Below are 25,658 nucleotides of genomic sequence, written 5' to 3'. Positions count from 1 at the left end.
GCTTTGCTGCCTATTGATGCTCGGCTGTGGGCGCGTGGCGGCCCAGCCTGCTGCCCGCGCCGTGCTGCGGGGCCGGGTGCTGCACGCTAAAGATTCTGCGGTGTTCCTGGCCTGGTCGCGAAATCTGCTCGACCCCACGCCGGTGTTCAAACACGTTCGGTTGAGTCCGCAGGGTGAGTTCCAGTTTGTGCTCGACAGCCTGCCCCGGCCGCTGGCGGCTCAGTGGGGCTTGGGCCGCCCCGACCGGACGAGGCACTACACCGACGTGTGGCTCACGCCCGGCGACACCCTCACGCTAACCGTGGACGCCCGTCATTTCAACCAAACCCTGGGCTTTGCCGGGCCCGACGCATCCATAAATTACTACCGCGCCGCCCAGCGCCGGGCCCGCACCAGTCATTTCAACGACGCGCCCGAGGGCCGGCCCGAACCCCGCAACCCGGCCCGGACACGCGCCCTGGCCGACCACTACCGCCAGCGGGCCGAAGCCGGGCTGCGCGTTGCCGACCGCGCCCACCCGCTGCCACCCGCCCTCCGACGCCAGGAAGCTGCGGCCATTCGCTACGACTGGGGCCACGCCCTGCTTACATCGACCCACCGCTACGAATACGACAAATGGCCGCAGGGCCGCGTGGTCCGGCCCATGCCCGAAGCCTACTACGGCTTCCTGACCGAGCTGCCGCTGCCGCAAGATTCGCTGCTGGCGCACCCGGCCTATCGGCAGTTTGCGCACTACTACGCCACCTACCTGCTGCGCGAACGGCGGCAGCAGCTGCCGTTTCCCGCGTTTGTAACCCCCCAGTTTTCGTGGGCCTACGACACGGCGCGGCAGGTGCTGCCTGCCGGCACCACCCGCAACTACGTGCTGGCCCAGGTGCTTGATGACCTGCTGCGGCACGGCATCGCGGCCGACTTCGACGCCCGGCTGGCCGACTTTGAGGCCCAGGGGGCCACGCCTGAGCTGCGCAGGGCGCTGAAACAACGGGCCGCTGAGCTGGCCGGCACCCGCCCCCAACAACCCGCGCCAAGCTTTGGCATGACGGACCTGAACGGCCAGCCCGTGCGCTGGGCCGACCTGCGCGGCAAGCTCGTGTACGTAGACGTGTGGGCCAGTTGGTGCCAGCCCTGCCGGGCCGACGCCCCCGCCCTGCGGGCCTTGCAGGCGCAGTTTGCCGGCCGCAGCCGGCAGGTGGTATTTGTAAGCCTTTCCATTGATGCCAATGCTGCAGCCTGGCGCCGGGCTGTGGCCGCCGACCACCTGGCCGAGGCGCCCAACCAAATGCAGGTGTTGGGCGAGCTGACTGACCCCGCCCTGCGCCGGCTGTGGGAGCAGCGGGGGGTGCCCCAATGCTGGCTTATTGGCCCCGACGGTCTTATTATTGATGCCAATGCCCCGCATCCGAGTAACCCGGCCGCGGCGGCGACATTGGAAACTACGCTAAAGGCGTTGGCGGCTAAAAAGCTGGTGCCTTAACCGCCGCTGACTGTTCAAAACCCACCGCTTTCTCACTTCATGCTTCCTACTGCACAGCCCTTCGATTCCGCCCGCCTACACTTCCGTCCGCTCACGGCTGCTGATGCGCCGGGCATGTTTGCGCTCGACTCGGACCCGGCCGTGCACCGCTACCTCGGCGGCGTGGGCGGCCAGATGGTGAGTGAGTTAAGCCAAAGTGCCGATACCATCGCCTTCATTCAGGCCCAATACGCGGCCACCGGCATCGGCCGCTGGGCGGTGCTGCTGCGCGACACCGGCGAATTCATGGGCTGGGCCGGATTGAAGCTGGTAGCCGGCCCCATCAACGGCCAGCACGATTTCTACGACCTTGGCTACCGGTTTCGGCCGCAGTTTTGGGGCCAGGGCTACGGCTTCGAAGCAGCGCAAGCCTGGCTCGACCATGGGTTTCAAACCCTGAAGCTGCCGCGCATCTGTGCGTATGCCGATGCAGAAAACGTGGGTTCCCGGCGCATTCTCGCCAAGATTGGTTTGCGGGAGGGCAACGAGTTTCTGGAGGGCGGTACCCGCTGCGTGTGGTACGAGGCCGCGGCGCCGGGCTTAACGAAGGCGACTTAAAAAGCGGCCTTTTCGGGCCAAACCCGCGCAGCCAGCAGCTGCACCAGCAGCACCCAGCCCACGGCGGCGCACCAGCCGGCCAGCACGTCGGAGGGGTTGTGCACGCCCAGGTACATGCGCGCCCAGCCCACGGCCAGCGCAAACAGCGCCGCCAGCCGCCCCGCCCACGGCCGGCCCGGCAGCAGGAAAAACAGCGCCGTGGCCAGGGCGGCCGTATCCATGGCGTGGCCGCTGGGGAAGCTGAGCGTGTGCTCGGGCCGGATGCTGAGCCAGAGCGACGGCCGCGGCCGCGCCACCAGCGCCTTGATAACCTGCGTGAGCAGCATGGAGCCGCCCACCGAAAGCGTCCACAAGCCTGCGGCCCGCCACTGCCGGCGCCGCAGCAACCATAGCAGCACCAGCACGCCCGCCCCCACCATGGGCCCGGTATTGCCTACAATGGTTAGGAAAACGGCCAGCGCATCGAGCACGGGGGTGGCGTGGCGGTGCCAGAACAGCAGGATGGGCGCGTCCCAGCCGGGCCCGCCGGCGCGCACGACGGCCACGGCCAGCGCCCCGAATACCGCCCACGCCAGGCCCAGCAGCGCCCAAAGGCCGAGCTTGTTGAAAGTGAATGGCGAAGAGGGCGTCATCAAACGAGCAGCAGGGCTGGAAAGGCTGCAAATAAACCTCTGCGCAGCTAAGCCGTGGCCGCGGGAGCATCGGCCGGCGGGGCCACCAGCCGGGGCCAGCGGCGGTGCAGGGCCGCGCGCCACAGCCGGCGCAGCCGGTGGAACTCGGGCGAAAACAGCAAGTGCAGCCCCGCCACCCAGCCCACCGAGCCGGTCCAGCCGGCCAGCACGTCGGAAGGGTAATGCACGCCCAGGTACAAGCGGCTCCAGCCCACGCCCAGCGCAAACAGCAGCCCCAGTCCCCAAACTAGCCCTCGGTACCGGTGCCGCTTCAGCAAAAAGCCCAGGGCCGTGACCACGGCCGCCGCGCCCATGGCGTGCCCGCTGGGAAAGCTGTAGTAGAATGCGGGCTTCAGGCTGACCCACAGCGCGGGCCGAGGCCGGGCGAAGAGTACTTTCACCAGCAGGTTCAGCAGCATGGCCCCGCCCACCGACAGCGCGAAAAACCACGCCTGCGGGCGGCGCCCCCACCGGGCCAGCGCCAGCGTGGTGGCCAGGGCCAGCAGGCTCATGGGCAGCGGGTCGCCGGCGGCGGTGAAGGCCAGCGCCAGCCGGTCGAGCGCCGGCGTGGCGTGGGCATGCCAAAACTCCAGAATGGCCTTGTCGCCCACAAAGCCGCCGGACTCCCAGATGTCCTCGGCTACGTTCACAAACACTACCCAAGGCAGCACCAGCCCGGCCAGCAGCGCCAGCAGCAGCAGTTTGTGGGCCCGGAGGGCGTGGCGCAGGCGCAACCAGAAGGAATGCATAAAGCTGAAAAGGAAGGTGCCCCTCGCCACGGTGCGGATACCGCAGGGCCGAAACAGAAGTTGCGAAAGTCGCTCCCGATTCTGTAGCTGAGCTGAAGGGGATTTATGGCCGGGCCGGCGGCCCCCGCCCTCCAACGCTTAGCTTTGGCCCATGGCTTTTTTGCTCCGCCTGCTACCCCTTGCGGCTCTTGCCGCGCTGCTCCTCCTTCCGTCCTGTCGTTCACAAAACCAACATCCCATGCACCTTCCCGCTGCTGCGCTGCCGCAGCTACACGCCTTCAAGGCCCAGGCTAAATTTGACGCAGACTCAGTGTACACCGGCGCCTGGCCGGCGGAAATCCGGCCGGTACTCAACGCGGTGCTCAACCAATCGGCCGATGAGTTTATTCGCATCAGTGCTGCCCAGCCCACGCAGGAGCAGTATTTGCAGGCCATGGCCGCCGGCCTGGCCCAAATCGACGCCGCCGAGCTGGATACCGAGGACCGGGAACGGGTGGCCGAGCAGTACCAAACGCTGATGGACATTGTGGGCTTGCCCAGTTCGGAAGGGCAGTTGAATAAATTCGTTTACGGGGATTTTCTGGGCGGGCTGGTGTCGGAAAGCAACACTCCGGAAAAATAGCGCCGGGCCCGGCTGCTAGGCTAGCTATCAGACGCGGCCTTACCTTGCCGCATGCCTTATGCCGTTCCCTGCCCGTTGCGGGCACTGCTCCTGCCGCTGCTATTGCTGGGCGCCTGCCAGTCAGACCCCAAATCCACGACCAGCACCACCGCCGAAACCACCACCCCGAAGGCTCCGGCGCCGCCCGCCGGTGCCGATTCGTCGGCCTTCACCATCCGGCATCCGGCCTGGGCCACCAACGCCAGCATCTACCAGGTAAATGTGCGGCAGTACACGCCGCAGGGCACTTTCCGGGCGGCCGAGGCCGACCTGCCGCGCCTGCAGAAAATGGGCGTGGGCGTGGTGTGGCTCATGCCCATTCACCCCATCGGCCGCAGCCACCGCAAGGGCACGCTGGGCAGCGCCTACTCCGTGCGCGACTACCGCGCCGTGAACCCCGACCTGGGCACGCTGGCCGATTTGCAGCACTACGTGCGCACGGCGCACGGCCTCGGCCTGCACGTCATTCTGGACTGGGTGGCCAACCACACCAGCTGGGACAACCCGCTTACCACCGAGCACCCCGACTGGTACACCCGCGACGCGAAAGGCAACTTCCGCCCGCCGGTGGCCGACTGGCAGGACGTCATCGACCTCGACTACCGCAAGCCCGCCCTGCGCCAGTACATGACCGAAAGCATGGTGTATTGGGTGAAAACCGCCGGCCTCGACGGCTACCGCTGCGACGTGGCCGGGCTGGTGCCCACCGACTTCTGGAACGCCACCCGCCGCGAGTTGGAAAAGGTGAAGCCCGTGTTTATGCTGGCCGAGTGGGACGAGCTTTTTCCGCCCACCTTCATCTCGCGGCAGGAGTTCGACCCGCACACCCGCCTGCTCGAAAAGGCCTTCGATGCCACCTACGCCCTGAGTTTGCACGGCCTGCTCGACAGCATTGGGCGGGGCCAGAAGCCCGCCACTGAGCTGGCCCGCTACTGGGCCGCCGAGCGCCGCATGTACCCGCCCGGCGTGAATCTGATGACTTTCACCAGCACCCACGACATCAACGCCTGGGACGGCAGCGAGTACGAGCGCCTCGGGGCCAACGCCCTGCCCGAGGCCGTGCTCACCACGCTTTGGCCCGGCATCCCGATGCTGTACAACGGCCAGGAAGCGGCGATGAAAAAGCGCCTGCGTTTCTTCGACAAAGACACCATTCCGTGGAATGGCTACCCGCTGCAGGATTTTTACACCACGCTGCTGCAGCTCAAGAAGCGCCACCCGGCCTTGCATAATTTCGATGCGGCCAGCCAGTTTCGCTTGCTGCCCAGCCCGCCGCAAACCGTGTTTTTTGAGCGCCAGAAAGGTACCGCCGCCGTGCTAGTGGCCGTGAACCTGAGCGACCAGCCGCAGCAGGTGCAGCTGCCGGCCGTGGCCATGGTCGACCAGCCTTACCAGCGGCTTTTTGCCACAGTGGGGCAAGATAAAGGCGGCTTTAGCGCCGCCTCGTCTGTCACGCTATGGCCGCACGGCTACCAGGTTTGGGAACGAAAAGCCGGCAAATGAGTAAGTAGCTGGGATACTATTCTTTTCCCAGCCCATGCCCCTGCTTGCCGAAACCATCACGCCCTTCGACTGGCAACGCCTGCTGTGGTCGGCCGACGCTCCGCCCCTGTTTTTGTTGGAAGTGGCGTTTCGCTGCCTCATCACTTACCTGCTCACGCTGGCGGCGTTGCGCATCACCGGGCGGCGCGGGGTGCGGCAACTTTCTTTGTTTGAGCTGAGCATCATTCTGGCGCTGGGCTCGGCCTCGGGCGACGCCATGTTTTACCACGACGTGGCCCTTTCGCACATCGTGGTGGTGTTTGCGGTGGTGATGCTGCTCTACGTGCTGCTGAACCGCCTCACCGAGCGGGCGCCGGGCTTCAGCGACTGGCTGGAGGGCAAACCGGTGAAGCTGGTGGCCGATGGCGCCCTCGTGCACGAAGCCCTGCGCAACCAGAACCTCACGCACAAGGAGCTGTTCGGCGAGCTGCGGCAGCAGCAGGTGGAGCACCTGGGCCAGGTGCGCATGGCCTACATTGAAGCCACGGGCCAAATCAGCGCCTTCTTCTACGAAGACGAGGACGTGCGCCCCGGCCTGCCCATTTTGCCCGAGCTGCGCGAAAACCCGCTCAGCGTCATCGGGCAAGCTGGCACCTACGCCTGCTCCGAGTGCGGCCACGTCGAAACGCTGGCGCCCACGCCCGCCCTGGCTTGCCCGGTGTGCCGCTGCGACAAGTGGCTGCCCACCCGCACCGGCCGGCGCGTGGCGTAGGTTGCTGAGTGGCACAGAGGCGCGGGCTGCCGGCTGCGCAGCGTTTCAACCTTCCGCCCGGGCCGTCGGTTTAGTTGATTCACCTTTCTGGCTTCCGCATGTCCGAACTCTTCGACACCGAGCAAATCAACCGCCTCATCCGCACGCGGCGCAGCACGTTTATTCCGCAGTTTGCGCCCGGCCGCGTCATCCCCGATTCCACCGTGTGGCAGCTGCTCGAAAACGCCAACTGGGCCCCTAGCCACAAGCAAACCGAGCCCTGGCGCTTCATTGTGTTCACGGGCGCGGGCCTGCAGCGCCTGGCCGATTTTCAGGCCGATTTGTACGAGCGCACCGCCGGCCCGGCCTACAAAGCCGCCAAGCACGCCAACCTGCGCCGCAATCCGCCGCTGTGCTCGCACGTCATCGCCCTGGCCATGAAGCGCACCGAGCGCCGCCTGCCTGAAATCGAGGAAATCGAGGCCGTGGCCTGCGCCGTGCAAAACCTGCACCTCTCGGCCCATGCCTACGGCCTGGGCGGCTACTGGAGCAGCGGCGGCATCACCTACACCGACGAGGCCAAGGCCTTTTTCGGCCTCGACGCCGACGACCGCCTGCTGGGGTTTTTCCAGCTGGGCTACGTGGAAGTGCCCTCCGCGCCGGGCCACCGCGGGCCGGTACAAGACAAAACCCGCTGGGTGAGCGAATAAGCCTGGCCATTCCGGCCGACGTTCGCCTATATTTAGGACCTGAAAGGTCGTGTTAAAGAACGTCGTGCTGAGCGCAGCCGAAGCATCTCTACCGCGGCAGTAATCCAATCGACAGGATTTGCTATTGCAGTAGAGATGCTTCGGCTGTACTCAGCATGACGTTCTTTTCCAGCTTATTAATCAATCCAACCCTTTTCTGCATTACCCTCATGAAAAAACTTGTTTACGGCGCGCTGGCGCTGCTGCCCGCCCTGGCCCAGGCGCAGGCCCCCACCGAGAATTTTGTGGTGAAAGGCTCCGTGGGCGCCAAAGCCAACGTCACCAAAGCCTACCTGCGCTACGTGAACGCACAGAAGTGGCTGGTCGACTCGGCGGCCGTGAAGAATGGTCGCTTCGAGTTCAAGGGGGCGGTGAACGAGCCGGGCCGCGCCACGCTCATCCTGAGCCACAACGGCACGTCCCTGGCCAAATCGAAGGACGCGACCAAGGATTTTTTCCTTTTGGAGCAGGGCACCATCACCGTCAGCATGCCCGACTCGGCCACCAAGGCCGTGGTGCGCGGCACGCCGCTCAATGACGAGAAAGCCAAGCTGGCCGCCCTGCTGAAATCGTCGGACGACCGGTACGAGGCCTACATTAAAGAATACCGCGCCCAGCCCGAAGCCACCCGCAAAGACCCGGCCTACATCAAGCAGCTCGAAGCCAAGCTTGACCCCATCGAGGCCGAACAAAAACAAATCCGCACCGCCTACTTAAAGGCCCACCCCGACACCCGCTACAGCTTGTTTGTGCTGCAGGACGTGGGCGGCTCGGTGCCCGACGTGACGTCGTATGCGGCCCTCTACCAAGGCCTGAGCCCCAGCCTGCGCAACTCGGTACGGGGCAAGCGCATTGAGGAACAAATCACGCGCCTGCAAAAAGTAGCCGTGGGCGCCGTGGCGCCCGACTTCACCCAGAACACCCCCGACAACGTGCCCGTGAAGCTGAGCAGCCTGCGCGGCAAGTACGTGCTGATTGACTTCTGGGCCAGCTGGTGCGGCCCCTGCCGCCAGGAAAACCCCAACGTGGTGAAGGCCTACAACGCCTTCAAGGACAAAGGCTTTACCATCCTAGGCGTGTCGCTCGACAAGGAAGGTGCCCGCGAAGCCTGGATGCGCGCCATCGAGAAAGATGGCCTGGCCTGGACGCAGGTGTCGGACCTGAAATTCTGGAACAACGCCGCCGCTCAGGAGTACGGCGTGCAAGCCATCCCGCAGAACTTTTTGCTCGACCCGCAGGGCAAAATCGTGGCCACCAACCTGCGCGGCGAGGAGCTGCAAAACACCCTTGGCAAGCTGCTGAACAAGGTAAACTAAGCGTTTTTCTTCGCTGCGACGTACGCCGCAAATCAGGGCCGTTTCGTGTAGGAAACGGCCCTGATTTGCGGCGTTTCTTTTTATTTTCCGTCATCCTGAGCGCAGCGGAGGACCTTTTCACGTTAAATAGCGATAGGTTAGCCGTGAGAAGGTCCTTTGCTGCGCTCAGGATGGCAAGCGTTTTTGATTCAAAGCCAATTCCCATGGACGCCGCCTTCGCCCAACAATACGACCTGATTCGCGGGGCCCGCGCGGCGCTGCTGCGCTACTGCGCCACGCTCAGCCCGGCGCATTTTGTGGCGCCGGTGGCCGGCTTCAACCACAGCAGCATCCGCGACTTGCTGGTACACGTGGCCGAGTGCTACCAAGCCTGGCTGGGCGAGGTGGGCCTGGGCCGCCCGCTGGCGCGCCGGCCACCCGAACAGGCACCGGACGTGGCCGCCGTGCGGGCGCTGTTTGCGGCCGTAGATGCGCTGGTGGCAGAGTTTCGGCAGAAGTTTGCCGGGCAGTGGCTGACCACGCAGCGTTTTGCATCGCCGCGGCACCCGGCACCGTTGTTGCTTTCGCCGCTGCAGCTGTTCACCCACGTCATCACCCACGAGTTTCACCACAAAGGCCAGTGCCTGAGCATGAGCCGGCAGCTGGGCTACGTGCCGGTTGATACCGATGTGATTCGGACATAGCAGCGGGGTATTTTAATCTTAGTAACTGTCGGGGTGCAGAGACGCATATTTGCGCCGCGTCGCTACGCAAAATCGACCACCGACGAGACGCAAATACGCGTTTCTACCCCTCCTAAAGCTTTACCATGCTGCCTTTGCTCGGCCTGCACCACGTGGCCCTCATTTGCTCCGATTACGCAGCCTCGAAACGGTTTTACACCGAGGTACTCGGCCTGGAAATCCTGGCCGAAACCTACCGCGCGGCGCGCGATTCGCACAAGCTCGATTTGGCCGTGAATGGGCAATATGTTATCGAACTGTTCTCCTTTCCCAGCCCGCCTCCGCGCCCCAGCTACCCCGAGGCGGCGGGCCTGCGCCACCTGGCCTTTGCGGTGCCCGATGTGGAGGCCGCCATCCGCCACCTGGAAGCGCACAACGTGCCCTGCGAGCCCGTTCGCACGGATGAGCTAACTGGCCGGCGCTTCACCTTTTTCAGCGACCCCGACGGATTGCCGCTGGAGTTTTACGAGCGGTAAGCCTTGGCAACCGTCAGCAACCTGGCCGCGTAGCGAAACCTCGTTGCTACCTCCCCAGCTGATGCCCCACGACCACCCGCTTGCCCCGCGCTTCACCGTGCCCCACCCCGAGTGGGCCGCCCACGCCACCATCTACGAAGTCAACGTTCGAAATTTCACGCCGGAGGGCACGTTTCGGGCTTTCGAGGCCCACTTGCCACGTCTGCAAGAAATGGGCGTTAGCATTGTGTGGCTGATGCCGGTGCACCCCATTGGCGAAGTGGGGCGCAAGGGCTCACTGGGCTCGCCCTACGCCGTGCGCGACTACTTTGGGGTGAACCCCGAGTTTGGCACCCTCGCAGACCTGCGCCACTTGGTGCACACGGCGCACGGGCTGGGCATGAAGGTCATTCTGGATTGGGTGGCCAACCACACCAGCCGCGACAACGCCCTCATCACCAAGCACCCCGACTGGTACCAGCACGACGCCAACGGCCAGCTGGTGCCGCCCGTGCCCGACTGGACCGACGTGGTGGCCCTGGACTACACCAACCAGGAAATGCGCCGGTACATGACCGAAGCCCTGGCCTACTGGCTGCGCGAAGCCGACATCGACGGCTACCGCTGCGACGTGGCCGGCCTGGTACCCACCGACTTTTGGGACGAGGCCCGCCCCGTGCTCGACGCCATCAAGCCCGTATTTATGCTGGCCGAATGGGACGAACTCTACCCCTCGGGCGGGCTGACCTGGGAGGAATTCAACTCCGACACGCGGCTGCTGGAGCGGGCCTTCAACATGACTTTCGGCCTGCGCTTGCACTACCTGCTCGACCGCATTGCCGAAGGCCACGCCCCGCTGGCTGATATTGATATTTACCTGGCCGCTGAGCGCGAGAAATACCCACCCAGCGTGTACCTGATGCACTTCACCAGCAACCACGACGTGAACAGCTGGGACGGCACCGAGTACGAGCGCCTGGGCCCGCTGGCCCTGCCCTTCGCCGTGCTCACGGCCCTGCTGCCGGGCATGCCGATGCTTTATTCCGGCCAGGAAGCCGCCCTAAACCGCCGCCTGGCCTTTTTCGACCGCGATACAATAGATTGGAACAGTTACCCGCTACAGGATTTTTACACCCGCCTGCTGCAGCTCAAGCAAACGCACCCCGCCTTGCGCAATGGCGACCCCAGCAGCCACTTTTACCGCCTACCCGGCCCGCCGGAGGTGTACGCTTTCGCGCGGGCCAAGGGCGAAGCGGCCATGCTTTGCGCCGTAAACACCGCCGCCGAGGAGCGTACGCTGCCCGCCGTGGCCGGCCACTGGCGCGACCTGTTCAGCGGCGACCCGGTGGTGCTGAGCGACGGCCAGCCGCTGGCCGTGCCCGCCCACGGCTGGCGGGTGCTGGTAGCCGAACCGGGGGCCGGAGCCTAACCTTCGGCGCAGTTTTGCGGTTAGCGAATCTCATTCCTTGACGCTTCAAACTGCTATGCAAACCCGTGAACTGGGCCGCTCCGGCCTGCAAATTGCGCCCCTCATGCTGGGCGGCAACGTCTTTGGCTGGACCATCGACGAGGCTACTTCCTTTGCCGTGCTCGATGCCTTTGTGGCCGCCGGCGGCAACGCCATCGACACGGCCGACGGCTACTCGGTGTGGGTGCCCGGCCACGTGGGCGGCGAGTCGGAAACCATCATTGGCAAGTGGCTGCAGCGCCGCGGCCGGCGCGACGACGTGATTATTGCCACTAAAGTGGGCTGGGAGGTGAACCCGGAGAACAAAGGCCTTAAAAAAGACTACATCCTGCGCGCCGTGGAAGGCTCGCTCCGCCGCCTCGGCACCGACTACATCGACCTCTACCAGTCGCACAAAGACGACCCGACCACGCCTGTGGAAGAAACCCTGGAAGCCTACGCCCAGCTGGTGAAAGAGGGCAAGGTGCGCGCCATCGGCGCTTCCAACTTCACTGCCGAGCGCCTGCAGGAGTCGCTGGCCGCCAGCCAGCAGCACGGCTTCCCGCGTTACGAAACGCTGCAAAACCTCTATAACCTGTACGACCGGGAGGACTTTGAAAAGAACCTCGCCCCGCTCCTACTGAAAGAAAACATCAGCGCCATTCCGTATTACGGCCTGGCGGCCGGCTTCCTCACCGGCAAGTACCGCGACCAGAACGACCTGCAAAAAAGCCCGCGCGGCGCCGGCGTAGGCCAGAAATACCTGAACGAAAAAGGCCTGCGCCTCCTCACCGCCCTCGACGCCGTGGCCGACCACCAGCAGGCCACGCCCGCCCAGGTAGCCCTGGCCTGGCTAATGCAGGCGCCCACCGTGACGGCGCCTATTGCCAGTGCCACCAGCGTGGGCCAGGTCACGGAGTTGCTCGAAGCCACCGAGCTGCGCCTGACGGCCGACGACTTGCAAACGCTGGAGCAGGCCCAGGTGGCGAAGACGACGGAACAGTAACCCAACCACCTGTCATCCTGAGCGCAGCGAAGGACCTTCTCACGGCAGAAACTCTAGCGTGAGAAGGTCCTTCGCTGCGCTCAGGATGACAGCCGATTGGGTTTACTTCGCTGCAACATCCGCAAACTCGTAGGTGCGGGCCACTTCCAGCGGCTTGCCGTCGGCTTCGGCGTATGGGTACACGAAGTAGTTGAGCGGCGGGCCAGCTTGCTTGGGGGCCAGTTCCACGTCGCGGCCGCGGGTGAATTCAACGCGGTTTTCGTCGTGGGCGCCGAAGAAGTAGTTGCGCTTATCCGGATTTTTGGCTGCTTCGGAGGCATCAACGGGTACCCAGCCGGTTTCCTTGGTGTAGAACTCGGCCCAGCAGTGGTAGCCCTTGATTTCGCCCTTGCCCCGGTCGGCGGGCAGGGGCAGGCCGATGCTGAAGCGCGCCGGAATGCCCACCGCGCGGCAATAGCCGATGACGATGGCGTGAAAATCCGTACAGTTGCCGCGGCGGGCGTCGCAGGCGTAGTAGATGTCGCCGCGGCCCCAGCCCTGGCCGGTTTTGTCGTAGGTCACGGTGCTCACCACGTGCTCGTAAATGGCGCGGGCTTTCTCCAGGTCGGTTTTGGCGCCAGCTTTGGCCACCACCTCTTCAGCTTGCTGCTTGATTTTGGCATCGAGCGGCACGAGGCGGTCGGGGCCGAGCCAGCGAGACAGGTTGGGGTCGGGCTTTTCCTTCACGGCTTTCGCCGTGGGGGCGTTGGCGCGCAGGTTGAGGTGCTCGCGGCGCGTGATTTGAGCCGTGAGCTTGACAGTGAGCGGCGCGGTGGGCAACGTGGCGGGCCGCAGGTGCAGCATCTCGTTGCCGAAAGCGCCTTTCTCAATCTTGTAGGGCACTGGCGATTCTATTTTGAGGTCGCGCACGTCCTGCGAGGCATCCGAATGCGGGACGGGCAGCCAGAGGTCGAGGGCCTGGGTGCCGGCGGGCGCCACGGGCAGCGTGGCCGTACTGGTGAGCACAAACGTGCGGCTGCGCGGGGCAGCGGCCCGGGGCGAAGGCTCGGCCACGCCGAAACCCGACAGCGCCGCGCAGGCGCCCAGCAGCCCGGCCCATCCGGCCGAGCGGTTCAAGAAAGGAATGTTCACAAGAACAGGCAACTAGTCGCTGCTGGCGGGCGTCAACCAAGCTGGATTGTAGCCGCAATGGCTTCAACTCAACGGCCAACGCCACGTGCGATGCCCGTTGACGCGACGCCCCGGAAAGCGTCCGCCAGTCAGGGCCAACCAGACCCCAGCAGTATCTCAAAGGTACAACCGGCGGCCGCGTGGCTGCTTCCGCCAGTTCAGCCCGCGTTCACGACGAAAGCTACCGACCTGCCGGGGCTGTCAGCACGCCCGAGGCGATTCGGCAGTAGCGTTGATTTGTTCTGTAAGACCCCGAAAGCGGGCTGCGAAGGCGCGGCCCCCGGTAAGTTTGGGGTATTAATGCGGCGGGACCGCACCAGCCGCTTGCGCATGGGCGCGGGCCGCCTTCTCCCGTATAGCCTTTATTGCCATGTCTTCCTCCCCTGCCCGGTTATGAACGAACCCACCGATTTTAATAACTACGAGCTGGTCGACTCCACCGCCCTGGCGCTGGCCAAGCTGCGCTGCCCGCGCTGCCACCGCGGCCACTTGTTCAGCACCTCGGCCTGGAACGTCACCAAGTTTGCCCAGATGCCCGCGCAGTGCCCCGTGTGCGGCCAGAGCTTCGAGCCCGAGCCGGGTTTCTACTTCGGCTCCATGTATATCACCTTCGGTTTCAACGTGGCCACCTTCCTGGTGCTGGGCGTACTGATTTACTACCTGTTAGACAACCCCGACACCTGGGTGTACGTGGCCATCATCACGGGCGTCACAGTGGTGCTCACGCCGCTCATCCTGCGCTATTCACGGGCGCTGATGCTGTATTTGTTTGGCGGGGCGCGGTACAATAAGAAGTGGGGCCGGGGTTAGGCTTAAGAGTAAAACACAAAGGCGCCTGTCATCCTGAGCGCAGCGAAGGACCTTATCACGTCAGAACATCTCGTTCCAGCGTGATAAGGTCCTTCGCTGCGCTCAGGATGACAGGCGCCTTTGCGCTTGACTGCTAACTTTTAACTCAACGCAGCACCTGCGCACGCCACACGTTGTTGCCGGGGTTTGCATCGGGCAGCAGCTTGGTAGCGTTGAGGCGCACCTGCGTGAGCGGCGTGGTGGAGTTGTAGCGGAAGGTCCAGGTGCCGCCGCGCTGCCAAATTTCGACCGGCAGCTTCACACGAGTGGTTTTGCCGCCGGTTTCGGTCACGTCGGCCGTCACGGGCATGGCGGCCTGGCCGCGGTTTTCGATGGTGATGAGGGCACCCTGGGCGGGGTCCTGGTTCACATAGGTGACGGTGGTCACGGCCTGGTCCAGAATCCAGTTGTTGTACACCCACTCGCGCCAGAACCAACTCAAATCCTCGCCGCTGGCCTCGTTCATCGTTCGGAAAAAGTCCTTGGGCTGCGGGTGCTTGAATGCCCAGCGCTTGATGTAGGTGCGAAAGGCGTAGTCGAACCGCTCAGGCCCGAGAATCTCGGAGCGCAGCAGCAGTAGGCCGTAGCCCATCTTGCTGTAGGCGGCGTAGCCCAGGTGATTGGGCTGGGTCACATCGGGTACAGTGTAGGGCGGGTCGGTGGCAGGGTCGGCCATGTAGCGGATGTTGCCGGCCACCAGCCGGGCGGTGTCGTTCAGCTGCTTGGCATACTCGCCGTTGTTGAAGGCCCTGCTTGACAGCATGTTGATGAAGGTGTTGAAGCCCTCGTCCATCCACGGGTACTTGCGCTCGTTCGAGCCCACAATCATCGGGAACCAGTTGTGGCCAAACTCGTGGTCCGTCACGCTGTAAAGGCCGGCCTTGCGGGCCCGTGAGCCACAAAACACAATACCCGGGTACTCCATGCCGCCCACGATGCCGGCCACGTTCGTGGCCACCGGGTAAGTGTATTCGTACCACTGCTTCGAGTTGTACTCAATGCTCTTCTTCACGTACTCGGTGCTCCGGTTCCAGGCCGTGTCCTGCGCCACTTCGGCCGGGTAGAGCGACATGGCCAGCGACTTGCGCCCGCTGGGCAGGTTCATCTTGGCCGCGTCCCACACAAAGGCCGCCGAAGCAGCCCAGGCCACGTCGCGCGCCCGCTGGCACTTGAAGTGCCAGGTCAGGCGGCCGTTTTTGCCGGCGGGGCGCGAGTTGGCTTGCGTCACCTCATCCACCGAGCGCACCAGCACGGTCTGGTCCGAGCCGGCGGCTTTAGCCAGGCGGCTCTGCTGGGCGCTGGTGAGCACCTCGGCGGGGTTCACCAGTTCGCCCGAGCCACCCACCAGGTAGTTGGCTGGCACGTTCACGGTGTAGTCGAAGTTGCCGTATTCGAGGTAAAACTCGGCCACCATGTAGGGCAGCGTGTTCCAGCCCTCCACGTCGTCGTACACGGCCATGCGCGGGTACCACTGCGCAATTTCGAAGATTTCGCCATTTTTGGTTTTTAGACGGCCCAGGCGGTCGGAGCCGTATTCGGGCACGTTGAAGCCGTAGGCGATGTCGATTTTGAGCTTGTCGCCCTTGGGCTTCATCGGCTCGGGCAGGATGATTTGCATGCGCGTGTCCTGCACCCGGTAGTTGGCTTTGAGCTTCTTGCCGTGCAGCTCAATATTCACCGTCTGCAGCGAGTCGCCGCCCTGAAAGCCGCGCGCCGAGTTGCCGAAGCGCCCACCGGCCACCGAGGTAGCTGCCGCCCCGCGCGAGTTGGTGCGGTACAGGTTCTGGTCGAGTTGCAGCCACACAAAGGCCAGCGCGTCGGGTGAGTTGTTGGTGTAGGTAATGCTGGCCGTGGCCGTCACGCGGGCCGCTTTCTCGTCGAGGCGGGCGTCGATTTTGTAGTCGGCTGCGTTTTGCCAGTACTGGGCGCCGGGCTGGCCGCCGGCCGTGCGCGTGGGCGTGCTCAACTGCTCAATAAAAGAGGGGTCGAACAGCGCGCGGGCATCAAATGCCGGCCCCGTGGGCACCGGCTGCTGAGACTGCGCCAGCGCCGGGCCCGCCATGAGCAGCGCCGCCCCCAGCCAAAAAGGAAATTTCATGAAAAAAGGAATAGAATGATGGTAAAAAGCGCGAGAACCGCCTATTTTCTTGCCAAAGGTAACGGCGCGGCCCTGCCCCTACGCCAGCTTTTGGCGCACCAATTCCATGAGGCCGTTTAAGTCGGCGGCATTCATCTCTTCCGCTTCGATAAAAGGCTTTAGCGCACCCGTTTCGGCTACGGCAAAAGCGGCCGGCAACGGGTGCGCCGCCCACACCGGATAAGCCCGCGCAAACTCGTCGCGATGCAAAAAATCGACCGGCACGGGCAGCTTCTTGATGAACGCACGCCACTCGGGCCGCATGCTGGTGGCGCCGTAGGTGACGGCGCACAGCGCGCAGGCATACGTGGCCGGCGAAAGGATTTTGTGGAAGGTGTCCTTCAGGACCGCCAGCAGCCCCGCGTCGGCGTTGTACACGAAAAGCAGGCGCTGGGGCATCCCTCGTATTTGGGTTTTCAATGAATCGTGAGCTTCGCATACGTGAAGTAGGGCTTCTTGCTCACATCCTGTTTGGGGTAGCGTTTCTGTTTGATAAATACGGTGCTTTCCGAAGCCCAGAAGGTGCTGGCCTCATCCGGTGCCCAAGTGGTGGGCGCCAGTTCCCACACTTTCTGCAGCCCCACCGGCGCGCACCGAAACAACTGCAAACCGTTGGGCATCATTTCGTATTCCAAGCTGCCCGACACCGTCATCAGATATTGCATTTGTGGCGAACAGGTGGGCGGGCTCCATAGCTCCGTGATGTTGCCGCGAGCATCTATCAGTTCATATTCAGAAGTTTCCCAAAGTTGAATTTGCAGCACATGTAACCGCAGCTTCTCCAAGTAGCCTAGATACTGGTAGGTGGTAGTGGCGGTTTCATCATCGGCCTTCTGCACATCCTGGAAAACTTTCGGGCCCTTGGCTGTCGGAATCACTATCCGCCCCTTATGCTTCTTCAGCGGGAACGTCAGCGTCGGCTTGGTCACAATGGCCGCCTTCTTTGCTTGCTCATAAGCCGTTTTTGTTAGCGGGCTGAGTGTGACGCGCACTTTAAGCGGTGCGCCGGCCGGCAATTTCAGCAGCAAAGCCAACAGCAACAGCAGCACGGGTTTCATAAAAAGTAGCGGTTAGATGCCGCGCCAAGGTAGCACCTCGCCCATCTTTGCGGACATGTCCGCCCCCGCCGCTCCCCTGCCCTACCTCGTTTTCGATTTCGACAGCACCTTCACCCAGGTCGAAGGGCTGGATGAGCTGGCCGACATTGCCCTGGCCGGACGGCCCGACGCGGCCGAGCGCGTGGCCCAAATCCGGGCCCTCACCGACCAGGGCATGGCCGGCGAAATCGGCTTCCAGGAATCATTAAGCCGGCGGCTGGCGCTGCTGGGGGCCAACCGGGCGCACTTGGCGCCGCTGGTAGCCCGCCTCAAAACCAAGGTGAGCGAGAGCATCCGGCGCAACGGTAACTTCTTCCGGCAGTTTGCCGACCGCATTTACGTGGTGAGCAGCGGCTTCCGCGAGTTCATCGAGCCCGTGGTAGCCGACTTCGGCATTGCCCCCGAGCACGTGCTGGCCAACACCTTTACCTTCGACGAGGGCGGCAACATCACCGGCTGCGACCCGCAGAACGTGCTGAGCCGCGACGGCGGCAAGATTCGCCAGCTTGTGCTGCTCGATTTGGACGGGCCGGTGTACGTGCTCGGCGACGGTTATACCGACTACCAGATTCGCGAAGCTGGCCTGGCCCATCGTTTCTACGCTTACACTGAAAACGTTACGCGCCCCACAGTAGTAGCACAAGCCGACGAAGTTCTCCCAACTTTCGACGAGTTTTTGTACCAACTAAAACTTCCCATGACTTTATCATACCCTAAGAACCGCATCAAGGTGCTGCTACTGGAAAACCCCGACGCCCGGGCCAAAGAGCTTTTTCTGGCCGAAGGCTACCAGGTGGATACCGTGCCCGGCGGCCTCGATGAGGACGAATTGATGGCGCGCATTGAGGGCGTAAGCATCTTGGGTATCCGCTCAAAAACGCAGGTGACGCAGCGCGTACTCGACGCCGCCAACCGCCTGATTGCCATTGGAGCGTTCTGCATTGGCACCAACCAGATTGACCTGACCGGCGCCATGAAAAAGGGCGTGGCGGTGTTCAACGCGCCCTTTTCGAACACCCGCTCGGTGGTGGAGCTGGCACTAGGCGAAATCATCGTGCTCGCCCGGCGCATTCCGGAAAAGAATCCGAAGATGCACGCTGGCGAGTGGGACAAGTCGGCCAGCGGCTCGTTTGAGATTCGCGGCAAGACGCTGGGCATTGTGGGCTACGGCAACATCGGTGCGCAGCTGAGCGTGGTGGCCGAGGCCGTGGGCATGAAAGTGGTGTACTTCGACGTGGCCGAAAAGCTGCAGCTCGGCAACGCCGTGAAGTGCCGCACGTTGGAAGAATTGCTGGAACAATCGGACGTAGTGACGCTGCACATCGACGGGCGCGCTGAAAACACCAATTACATCGGCGAAAAGGAGTTTGCCCTGATGAAAAAAGGCGCCCTGTTCCTCAACAACGCCCGCGGCCACGTGGTGGACGTGCCCGCCCTGGCCGCCGCCCTGCGCTCGGGCCACCTGGGCGGCGCGGCTGTCGACGTATTTCCCTACGAGCCGAAAACGAACAGCGAGAGCTTCGAGAACGAGCTACGCGGCCTGCCCAACGTGCTGCTAACGCCTCACATCGGCGGCAGCACTGCCGAGGCCCAGCGCAACATTGCTGAGTTCGTGCCCGAGCGCATCATGCAGTACATCAACACCGGCAACACGCAGCAGTCGGTCAATTTCCCCAACATCCAGCTGCCGGCCCAACAGGCCCACCGCCTCATCCACATCCACGCCAACGTGCCCGGCGTGTTGGCCAACATCAACAACGTGTTGGCCCAGCACCACGTCAACATCCTGGGTCAGTACCTGAAAACCAACGAGCACATCGGCTACGTGATTACGGACATCGACCGGCAGTACGACCAGGAAGTAATTCAGGCCCTGCGCGCGGTGGCGCACACCATCAAATTCCGGGTGCTGTATTAAGATGTGGCGCCCCCGAATATTATCGCGGCTGGGGCGTCTGCTGTTTCATGAAGACCTGTTCTTGTTCTGGCCGGGCTTGTTTTTCGTGAGCCTGGGCTTGCTGCTGCGCTGGCGCGGCGTTGAGCATTTCCCAATGCCTGGCGGCCGGGGCAGCAGTGGCCCCGTCACCGCCGAGCCTGCCATGCTGTTCTGGATTGGCGCGCCGTTTATCGGTCTTGGCTTGTTGCGCATCGTGCTTGTGCGAGCCGAACGGGCCAAGGAACGGCAAAAGGCTTTGCGGCAAGCCGCCAATGGACATCGCGTTGTGAAGCGCAAAAGCAAATATCAACGGTAGCAAAATCAGGTTTTAGAACCCGGCTTTATCCGATTCACAATGAAAGCACTGCTCATCCTGGGCTTGGCGCTGCTGCTGGCAGCCGGCGTGTGGTGGACCGGCCGCCGAACCGCCGGGCCCAACGCCGCTTTTGCCGACAAGCTATACCAGCGCGGGCTGTTGAATGCCACAGGCCGCGCCGAGCTGCTGCGCCGGATGCGTAAGGACAGCCTCCGGGTGTGGGATACCGACTCGCTCTTCAGCGAGCAAGTCACCCAAATCAGCTCCAACGGGCCAGCCGGCATACTGGCGTTCTGCACCGAAGCCTTCGAGCGGGAATTTCAATACCGAACCTACAACGAGGAAATGCTGCAAGACCTCGTGGCCACCGACGACAGCGCCGACGTGCCCGCCGGCCGGCCCCGCGGCCAGCTGGCGCGCCGCTACGCGGCGGCCCTGAAGCGCTTTCATCACGACACCGCGGCCGCGCAGCGCTGGTATCTGCAGCAGCTGCCGGCGCGCCTGCGCCTGGAAGAAGCCGTGCCCGCCGAGGACTCCGTGGGGCAATTGGGCTGTACCATCTACCCGCCCCTGTCGGCCCAGCCGGCGATGAACCACTGGATTGGCGAGCGACGCAGTGTGTTCGGCAAAACGCGCACCCGCACGGCGCGCGACTTGTTCGAGCTGGGCCTCATTGAAAACCCCGTGTATGAGGAGCTGCGGCGCCAATTGCAGCTGGGTCAGCGCCGCAACACCTACACCCGCGACAAAGCCGTCCAGCTGCGTTGGTTGGGCCGCTTGCGGCAAGCCGGCCTGCTATCGGGCGCCCGGCACGCGCAGTTGGTGCGGGCCTATCGGCCGTATGAGCTGTATCAGCCCTTTGACTTGCTGACGTATTGCGAACGGGGCCGCATCTTCGACCTGCGCCGGCTGCCGCGCCAGCCGATGGCGCTGTACCCGGCGCTTTTCGCGCAACTGCCGGCCTTACTGCCGGGTTTTCGCTACACCGATTTGCGGGTGACGACGCGCACCGACGGCCAGGACCCGGCAGTGCTGACCCAGAACGTCACCATTCGTTTCCGGGCCAACGGCCGGCAATACGAGGACACGTTTTTGCAGGATTTCATCCGCAAAGACGGCACCAGCCCGCCATCTTTGGGCGCCGAAGTAGGCGAGCATTTCACGCGCAGCCTCAACCAATGGCTGGCCGACCAGAACTCTGCGTTGCGCCTCTACCGCGCTTACACGCCCGATGCCCAATCGGTGTACGGCAACGAGCGGCTGGGCCTGATTGCCATGACGCAGCCCCAGCGCGAGCTATGGGGGCCAGCATCCTACTTACTGTCCAAAGAATCGCACGACAACCGGTTCAGCTCCGCCCATATCGACCAGCTCATTGCCGGCTACCAGCACCTGGGCCTGCTCTCGCACCTCTCGGCCGCCGAGTTGGCGCGCGGGCGGGCCAAAGCCCTGCTCGGCCACAAAACCAGCTTCGCCGCCGTGCTGCTGAGTTTTCCCGATGTCATTCACCCCATCGACTGGGAATCGGCCTTGTCGCCCGCGCCCTACGCCGAGCGCACCCGGGCACTGGCTGCCATTTCGCGCGGCGGCTTCGCGCCCACCCAAATCAAGGACGGCTTCAACCCCGATTTGCCGGAGAAAGCCACGTTTCCCTACGGCTTCCGCCTGGGCGCCCAAACGTACGCTACCCGGCTAAAAATGAGTTCCGACTGGCTCGATACCGGTTTTGTGGACATCATCAAGCGCGCCTTGCGCGAGCAGCACGCGCCCGGCCAGTTTTACGACTGCCTCGACGGCGAGGGATATATCTTCCTTACGCCCGAGCAGTACCAAACGCTGCACAAAACGCAGCCCGAGCTGTTTGAAACCTCGCCCGACGTGGACGAGGAGTAACTCGCTTGCGCGCGTCGCAGGCTTCGGTCAGGCCCTTAGCGCCCGGCCTGCATGCCCGGCGGCAGCGTGAGCACGGCCTCAATGGGCATGCGGCGCACTTCCGTTTCGGGTATGTTGGCTCTCAACTCGGCCTGGAGCTCGGCCACCAGCTGGATGGCAATGTGGGCCGGGCAGTGGTGCTTGCGCACCACGTAGGCCGTGGCCAGGTTCAGCCATTGGTCGGCCACTTGCTGCAGGTGCAGCAGCTCGGCGTCGGGGGCGTTGCGCAGCTGGGGCTGCTGGGCCAGCCGGTCGCTTTCTTCCAGGTAGATGCGGACGATGTTCATCAGCAGCGCGAACACGGTGCGGTCGCGGCGCAGCTGGCGCAGGCGGGGGGCAGCGGGCATAAAAAGGGGTTGAAGGCGTAGTGTCGCAAAGGTAAAGCAACCGCGTTGGCAGGCGTTAAGCGCCCCGGCAGTTTCCAGAGCTGAACAGCCGCTGGCAGCGTTTTCCCCAATTAAACCCGTTTCCGGACTCGCTTTTCCCTGGTCCGGCCCGCCAAGCCAACCGCCGGCTGAACCGCTCCCAATGCCAATGGCCTCGGCTTCCAAAGTAGGAAACCGAGGCCATTGGATTTTTAGCTAAACAATTACTGGCGAGTCACTTTTTGGGTGATGATGCCAGTAGCCGTGGTGAGGCGCAGCACATACACACCAGCGGCCAGCTCGGGCAGGGAGGCGAGGGCCTGCGGGGCAGCGCCCAGGACGAACCGGGTAGCGTATACGGGGCGGCCGGCCAAGGTGCTCAGCGTCAGGGCCACGGCCTGGGGCTCGGCGGCGCTGGGCAGGGCCACGGTGAGGGTTTCGGCAAAGGGGTTGGGGTAAACATCAAGCGACTTAACGGCAGTGGCCGGGGCGGCCGAAACGCGGGTCAGCGTGACAACGGGTGAGTAGGTGGTGGTGCCATCCAGGTCTACCTGGCGCAGGCGGTAGTAGCGGCGGCTGGCGCTCAGGGCCGTGGCGGAGGCATCGAGGAACTCATAGCTGCGGACGGTGGTGCTGTTGCCGGCAGCGGCCAGTTCGCCAATGGCGGCGAAGGTGCTGCCGTCGGCCGAGGCTTCTACTACGAAGCTGGCGCTTTTTATTTCCTGGGCGGTGCTCCATTTCAGTTGGTTGCCAGTGCTGGCGGCCTGGCCAGCGAAGGACGTGAGCACCACCGGCAGCGGCGTGGTGAGGGTGGGCACGGCAGCCGACTGGGTTTGCTCGTAGCGGTACACCGTGCCAGTGCCATTCCCAATAAAGAGGTCGAGCAAGCCGTCGCCGTCGTAATCTGTCACGGCCGGGGCAGCGTAGCCGCCCATGCTGCTGGGGTTGGTGCCCGAGCTGCCCATGTTGATGACGGTGGCAGAAGTGCCGTCGGCGCTCAGGTTGCGCACGAAGCTGAAAGTATAGGCGTTGGCCGTGGTTTGGGTGTAAAACTGCACGTTGCCGGCGTAGTTGCCCACCAGCATGTCGAGCTTGCCGTCGCCGTCGTAGTCGGTGATGAGGGGCTTGCTCACGTCGCCAGCGTCGAGAACTGTGGTGCCATCGGCCAGCTTAATCGTAGTGGCCGCGCTGAAGCCGGCCGTGGTGTTGCTGGTGCTGGCCAGCTGCTCGTAGCGCACCAGCGCGCCGTTGTTGGAGCCCACCACAATGTCAATCAGACCGTCGCTGTCGAGGTCGCCCACGGTGGGGCGGGCGTAGGAACCGGCGTTGGGCGTGCCCGAGGTGGTGGCGCCGTAGGGGTTGGCAAACAGGGTGCTAACCGGGCTCATCTTGAAAGCATCGGTGCCGGTGCTGGCGGCCTGTTCGTAGACGTACACCTTGCCGGTTTCTTCGCCCACGATGATTTCTTGGAGGCCGTCGCCGTCGAGGTCGCTCACCGTTGGCTTGGCGTACAGGCCCACGTCCACGGTGCCGCCGGTGGCGAAGGTGATGAGCGTACCCGTGGTGCTGAAGGCTTGGTTCGCGCCGGTCTGTTCGTAGTCCATCATGGTGCCGTCGCCCTGGCCCACCAGCAGTTCCAGCAAGCCGTCCTTGTCGAGGTCGGTGGCCACTGGCGTAGAATAGGCCCCGGCGGCCGTGGCGCTGGTGGCGTTGCTGCTCAGCTGGCTGTAGTTGCTGCTCGACGACTGGCGCGTCACGCCCAGCTTAGCCGCGCTCAGGGCGGTGCCCGCAGCCGTCGTCAGGCGCACTTTGCCCGTGCCGGCCGCAGCCGGCACAATGAACGTGACCGTGGTGGAGGGCACTGCGCCGGCGGTAGCCCGCACGGCCAGGCCGTTGAGCAGCACCGAGGTGAAGCTTGTGAGGTTGGTGCCGATGATGGTGATGGTGGTACCGGGCGCGGCCATCGAGGGCGTCATGCTGCTGATGGTGGGCGCTTGCGCCAAGGCGGCAGCGGGCAGCAGCAGGCCCAGGGAAGCCAGCGTTGAGCGGCGGGCGGAAGTCAGGATATTGGAAGCGAAAGCAAACGTGGACATGACGCTGGAAAGAACTATTGTCGGGGAAGTGGCCGGCGGTAACTGTGCCGCTTTGGCGATACAAAATTGTTAGGCGTGCCGAGCATTTATTTCCGGCCATCGCTTAACCCCAACCATTCCTCGCTGAAGTCATGCATATTCCCAGCGAATGAAAAAGGGCCTCTGGCGGCCTTTTTTCGGTCTTTTCTCAGCCCCAACGGGCCAAACAGAGCGTCTGCCGCGCGCGGTGAACTCTTCACCGGGCAAAGGCGGCACCTGGTGGTTTTTAAACCACCGTGCAAGTGATTGGTCTACCTTTATGGCGACCGGCCTCGTGGTTTATATCAAGGCTTTGCTCTTCGTGCTGCTCACCTTATTCCCACGCCTATGCTCCGGAACCGCTACTTGCTTTTCTTTTCGCTCCTGCTCGCGGCTCCGCAACTGACGCGGGCCCAGGTCACGCCTATTGTCAGCGGTTGGATTGTGAACACCACCGGCGCCACCGGCTACAACGGCATTCCCAGCAACGTGCAGCGGGTGCAGTATTCCAACGCCAATGTATACGTCACCTGCACCGGCGTGCCGGCCTACACCATCGGCCCCTGGCCCGGCAACCCCAACACGGCCACCAACCAGAACTTCGTGTTCAAAATCACCCGCACGCCGGCGCCCAACACCGGCCCGGCCACGGTCACGCCCCTGGGCCACACCGGCATCTGGAGCAACGGCGTGAGCATCTTCAACGCCAAAGATGCCATGAGCTACAACAACGCGGGCGTGTGGAACCAGAACGCCATTGTGGTGGAAGGCCCCAGCTTCGACTCCTGCCTGGGCCACCCGGCCGGCAACGGCGAGTACCACCACCACCTCAACCCGCGCTGCCTCTACAACGACCACGACAGCACGCGCCACTCCCCCATCATCGGTTTTGCCTTCGACGGCTACCCCATCTACGGGGCCTACGGCTACGCCAATGCCAACGGCACTGGCGCCATCAAAAGCATGCGCACCTCGTACCGGCTGCGCAACATCAGCAGCCGCACCACCCTGCCCGACGGCAGCACCGCCCCCTCGGCCGGGCCGGCCATCAACACGGCCAAACCGCTGGGCTACTACGTGGAAGATTTTGAGTACGTGGCCGGCCGGGGCGACTTGGACGCGCACAACGGCCGCTTCTGCGTGACGCCCGAATACCCGCAGGGCACCTATGCCTACTTCGTCACCATCAACGGCCAGTACGCCGGAGCCTACCCCTACACGCCCGGTCCCACGTACTACGGCCTCATCCCGGCCGGCGCCACGGGCCCGCAGTCGGGCCACGCCGTAGTGAACGAACCCGTGACTACCTATGTGGTGACTTCCACTTTCGTGGCCGCCGGCCTGCAGGTGAGCGTATTTCCCAACCCCACCAGCGGCCTTCTAACCATTGCCCCCGAAGGCGGCGTGGCCAACGACCTGCAAGCCCGGCTGTTCAATACTTTGGGGCAGCCCGTGAGCACCACCGTGGAGCTGCACCCCTCTGTGCCGGCAGACATCGATTTGTCGAATTTAGCGGCCGGCGTTTACTACCTAAAAGTAGCCGGTACGGGCGTGGCAGCCACGCAGAAAGTGGTGCTGACGCGCTAGCCAGCGTCGGCACAATTACGGCCTTGTCCGACTCGGGGCTGTAGAAGCGCTTGCTCTATCTTCAATCTCCAAGTGTTG

General features: G+C 63.7%; 24 protein-coding genes. 15 read left to right on the top strand and 9 right to left on the bottom strand.

Translation table 11 applies throughout. The features are described 5' to 3' along the window. Positions 1–16 precede the first annotated feature (16 nt). On the top strand, positions 17–1,474 hold the full coding sequence (locus tag I2I01_RS11585; protein ID WP_230679072.1) for a TlpA disulfide reductase family protein: 1,458 nt from the start codon (positions 17–19) through the stop codon (positions 1,472–1,474). 39 nt (positions 1,475–1,513) lie between these two features. Next, the gene (locus I2I01_RS11580; RefSeq protein WP_196286596.1) at positions 1,514–2,071 is read left to right on the top strand and encodes a GNAT family N-acetyltransferase; all 558 of its coding nucleotides are present in this window, start codon (positions 1,514–1,516) and stop codon (positions 2,069–2,071) included. Here I2I01_RS11580 and I2I01_RS11575 read toward each other — a convergent pair. Together I2I01_RS11575 and I2I01_RS11570 are read right to left on the bottom strand one after the other, a co-directional pair. Next, on the bottom strand, positions 2,068–2,703 hold the full coding sequence (locus tag I2I01_RS11575; RefSeq protein ID WP_196286595.1) for a phosphatase PAP2 family protein: 636 nt from the start codon (positions 2,701–2,703) through the stop codon (positions 2,068–2,070). The two genes, I2I01_RS11580 and I2I01_RS11575, sit on opposite strands and share 4 nt — an antisense overlap. 47 nt (positions 2,704–2,750) lie before the next feature. Further along, entirely contained in the window at positions 2,751–3,491 is a 741-nt protein-coding gene (locus I2I01_RS11570; protein WP_196286594.1) for a phosphatase PAP2 family protein, read from the bottom strand. A gap of 238 nt (positions 3,492–3,729) precedes the next feature. On the opposite strand from I2I01_RS11570, the gene I2I01_RS11565 reads away from it, so the two are divergent. From I2I01_RS11565 to I2I01_RS11525, 9 genes are all read left to right on the top strand, one after another. After that, a complete protein-coding gene (locus tag I2I01_RS11565) occupies positions 3,730–4,113 on the top strand; it encodes a DUF4844 domain-containing protein (RefSeq protein WP_196286593.1) in 384 nt (127 codons plus the stop codon). A gap of 51 nt (positions 4,114–4,164) precedes the next feature. Further along, the gene (locus tag I2I01_RS11560; RefSeq protein ID WP_196286592.1) at positions 4,165–5,655 is read left to right on the top strand and encodes an alpha-amylase family glycosyl hydrolase; all 1,491 of its coding nucleotides are present in this window, start codon (positions 4,165–4,167) and stop codon (positions 5,653–5,655) included. Positions 5,656–5,689: 34 nt separating this feature from the next. After that, positions 5,690–6,406, top strand: coding sequence for a DUF421 domain-containing protein (locus I2I01_RS11555; RefSeq protein WP_196286591.1), 717 nt, complete (start codon positions 5,690–5,692; stop codon positions 6,404–6,406). Between the two features lie 98 nt (positions 6,407–6,504). Further along, positions 6,505–7,095, top strand: coding sequence for a nitroreductase family protein (locus tag I2I01_RS11550; RefSeq protein ID WP_196286590.1), 591 nt, complete (start codon positions 6,505–6,507; stop codon positions 7,093–7,095). Between the two features lie 209 nt (positions 7,096–7,304). Then, on the top strand, positions 7,305–8,450 hold the full coding sequence (locus I2I01_RS11545; RefSeq protein ID WP_211537916.1) for a TlpA disulfide reductase family protein: 1,146 nt from the start codon (positions 7,305–7,307) through the stop codon (positions 8,448–8,450). 203 nt (positions 8,451–8,653) lie between these two features. Further along, a complete protein-coding gene (locus I2I01_RS11540) occupies positions 8,654–9,133 on the top strand; it encodes a DinB family protein (protein WP_196286588.1) in 480 nt (159 codons plus the stop codon). A gap of 125 nt (positions 9,134–9,258) precedes the next feature. Beyond that, on the top strand, positions 9,259–9,648 hold the full coding sequence (locus I2I01_RS11535; protein ID WP_196286587.1) for a VOC family protein: 390 nt from the start codon (positions 9,259–9,261) through the stop codon (positions 9,646–9,648). A gap of 61 nt (positions 9,649–9,709) precedes the next feature. Continuing rightward, positions 9,710–11,056, top strand: coding sequence for an alpha-amylase family glycosyl hydrolase (locus I2I01_RS11530; RefSeq protein WP_196286586.1), 1,347 nt, complete (start codon positions 9,710–9,712; stop codon positions 11,054–11,056). A 55-nt stretch (positions 11,057–11,111) separates the two neighbouring features. Continuing rightward, positions 11,112–12,080 (top strand): aldo/keto reductase, encoded by a 969-nt coding sequence (locus I2I01_RS11525; protein WP_196286585.1) that lies wholly within the window; start codon positions 11,112–11,114, stop codon positions 12,078–12,080. 102 nt (positions 12,081–12,182) lie between these two features. On the opposite strand, the gene I2I01_RS11520 is transcribed toward I2I01_RS11525, so the two are convergent. Next, entirely contained in the window at positions 12,183–13,211 is a 1,029-nt protein-coding gene (locus tag I2I01_RS11520; protein WP_211537915.1) for a transglutaminase-like domain-containing protein, read from the bottom strand. A gap of 432 nt (positions 13,212–13,643) precedes the next feature. Between I2I01_RS11520 and I2I01_RS11515 the strand changes: the two genes are divergently transcribed. Continuing rightward, positions 13,644–14,060, top strand: a complete 417-nt coding sequence (locus I2I01_RS11515; RefSeq protein ID WP_211537914.1) for a DUF983 domain-containing protein — start codon at positions 13,644–13,646, stop codon at positions 14,058–14,060. A gap of 145 nt (positions 14,061–14,205) precedes the next feature. Here I2I01_RS11515 and I2I01_RS11510 read toward each other — a convergent pair whose 3' ends face one another. From I2I01_RS11510 to I2I01_RS11500, 3 genes are all read right to left on the bottom strand, one after another. Further along, positions 14,206–16,197, bottom strand: a complete 1,992-nt coding sequence (locus I2I01_RS11510) for a M1 family metallopeptidase (protein ID WP_196286584.1) — start codon at positions 16,195–16,197, stop codon at positions 14,206–14,208. A 78-nt stretch (positions 16,198–16,275) separates the two neighbouring features. Further along, positions 16,276–16,635, bottom strand: coding sequence for a hypothetical protein (locus tag I2I01_RS11505; RefSeq protein ID WP_196286583.1), 360 nt, complete (start codon positions 16,633–16,635; stop codon positions 16,276–16,278). A gap of 17 nt (positions 16,636–16,652) precedes the next feature. Beyond that, positions 16,653–17,294, bottom strand: a complete 642-nt coding sequence (locus I2I01_RS11500) for a hypothetical protein (protein ID WP_196286582.1) — start codon at positions 17,292–17,294, stop codon at positions 16,653–16,655. A 55-nt stretch (positions 17,295–17,349) separates the two neighbouring features. Here I2I01_RS11500 and serA point away from each other — a divergent pair, with 55 nt between their 5' ends. After that, complete coding sequence (serA, locus tag I2I01_RS11495) at positions 17,350–19,251, top strand: phosphoglycerate dehydrogenase (protein ID WP_196286581.1); 1,902 nt, start codon at positions 17,350–17,352, stop codon at positions 19,249–19,251. A 19-nt stretch (positions 19,252–19,270) separates the two neighbouring features. Here serA and I2I01_RS11490 read toward each other — a convergent pair whose 3' ends face one another. Next, positions 19,271–19,579: a hypothetical protein gene (locus I2I01_RS11490; RefSeq protein WP_196286580.1), complete on the bottom strand. Its 309-nt coding sequence runs from the start codon at positions 19,577–19,579 to the stop codon at positions 19,271–19,273. Positions 19,580–19,624: 45 nt separating this feature from the next. Here I2I01_RS11490 and I2I01_RS11485 point away from each other — a divergent pair, with 45 nt between their 5' ends. After that, positions 19,625–21,478 (top strand): hypothetical protein, encoded by a 1,854-nt coding sequence (locus tag I2I01_RS11485; protein WP_196286579.1) that lies wholly within the window; start codon positions 19,625–19,627, stop codon positions 21,476–21,478. A 35-nt stretch (positions 21,479–21,513) separates the two neighbouring features. Here the strand turns inward: I2I01_RS11485 and I2I01_RS11480 are convergent, their stop codons facing one another. Further along, positions 21,514–21,864 (bottom strand): hypothetical protein, encoded by a 351-nt coding sequence (locus I2I01_RS11480; protein WP_196286578.1) that lies wholly within the window; start codon positions 21,862–21,864, stop codon positions 21,514–21,516. A gap of 242 nt (positions 21,865–22,106) precedes the next feature. Next, positions 22,107–23,975 carry an FG-GAP-like repeat-containing protein gene (locus tag I2I01_RS11475; protein WP_196286577.1) on the bottom strand — a complete coding sequence of 623 codons (1,869 nt, stop codon included), beginning with the start codon at positions 23,973–23,975 and terminating at the stop codon, positions 22,107–22,109. Between the two features lie 366 nt (positions 23,976–24,341). Between I2I01_RS11475 and I2I01_RS11470 the strand changes: the two genes are divergently transcribed. After that, on the top strand, positions 24,342–25,580 hold the full coding sequence (locus tag I2I01_RS11470) for a YHYH protein (protein ID WP_196286576.1): 1,239 nt from the start codon (positions 24,342–24,344) through the stop codon (positions 25,578–25,580). The last annotated feature ends 78 nt before the right edge of the window (positions 25,581–25,658 follow it).

The organism is Hymenobacter properus, assembly GCF_015694735.1.
Classification (GTDB): domain Bacteria; phylum Bacteroidota; class Bacteroidia; order Cytophagales; family Hymenobacteraceae; genus Hymenobacter; species Hymenobacter properus.
This window is presented reverse-complemented; position numbering and strand designations above follow the sequence as displayed.